This window comes from Microcystis sp. M53603_WE2 (assembly GCF_030065435.1).
In genome coordinates this window covers 1-1,079 of sequence record NZ_JASJFF010000670.1, presented here as the reverse complement: position 1 = coordinate 1,079, position 1,079 = coordinate 1, and the positions used below count along the sequence as shown (strand labels likewise).

Genomic DNA, 1,079 nt, shown 5'->3' with positions numbered 1-1,079 from the left:
TCGTTTTTAATGTTCCACGAACTACCCCAACAGGCTACTAGAGAAATTTTCGCCGAAGCGCGTCGTTTATTGCGATCGGGGGGTTATTTGACGCTGATGGATATGAATCCGCGCTCGGAAATTTATCGAAAAATGCCCCCTTATGTCCTCACCTTACTCAAGAGTACCGAACCCTATCTCGATCAATATTTTACTCTCGATATCGAACAGGCATTAGTTGAAGCGGGGTTTCAAGCACCGATCATTACCCCCACCAGTCCCCGACATCGGGCGATTGTTGCGCGGGTTTCCGAATCATAATTTTGAGGTAATCAATGAAGATAATTTTTCGTCAAAGCTGGACAAAGATATTAACTATTGTCCCTCTCTTCCTGTTAATTTTTGCCAGCAAAACCCTTGCCCATCATGCCATGGCAGGGCAAACTCCCGATAATTTTTGGAACGGATTTTTATCGGGTTTAGCTCACCCAATTATCGGTTTAGATCATTTAGCTTTTGTGGTGGCTAGTGGTTTAATTGCTGTGGGGATGGAACAGGGTTTATTAATTCCGCTCGCTTTTGCGATTGCCACTTTAATCGGCACAGGTATTCATTTACAGGGAATAAATTTACTTTTTCCTGAAGGGATTGTTGCCCTTTCTGTGGTAATTTTTGGCGTGGTTTTAACCCTGAAAAAAGGGTTACAAACTCATTCTAATCTCTATACGATCGCTCTGGCAACTCTGGCAATGATTGCGGGAATTTTCCACGGTTATGCCTACGGAGAATCAATTATCGGGGCGCGAGTTGCCGCTTTAGTTGCCTATTTAATCGGTTTTACCGTGATCCAATTAGCGATCGCATCTGGTGCTTTTTTCCTTGGCAGTGTCATTAAGGAAAAATTAGCCAAGCAAGCGACTCTAATTAGTAAGTTCATCGGATTGGCAATTATGGCGATCGGTACAACTTTTTTAGTGGGAATTAAGTAGGGTCTGCTGAAAAAGTTTGTTGGTGGGGGCAGGGTGTGGGGTGTGGGGTGTGGGGTGTAGGGTTTTACCGATTTTGAGGTAGTCAGTTACCTAATTTTCAGGGAAAAAGTA

2 protein-coding genes are annotated in these 1,079 nt (G+C 43.7%); both read left to right on the top strand.

The genetic code is table 11. The annotated features are described in order from the left end of the window. Window positions 1-300: class I SAM-dependent methyltransferase (locus tag PX481_RS14530; protein ID WP_288094820.1), on the top strand; the 300-nt coding region annotated here is incomplete at its 5' end. Window positions 301-314: 14 nt separating this feature from the next. Continuing rightward, window positions 315-968, top strand: coding sequence for a HupE/UreJ family protein (locus PX481_RS14525; RefSeq protein ID WP_002757827.1), 654 nt, complete (start codon window positions 315-317; stop codon window positions 966-968). Window positions 969-1,079 lie beyond the last annotated feature (111 nt).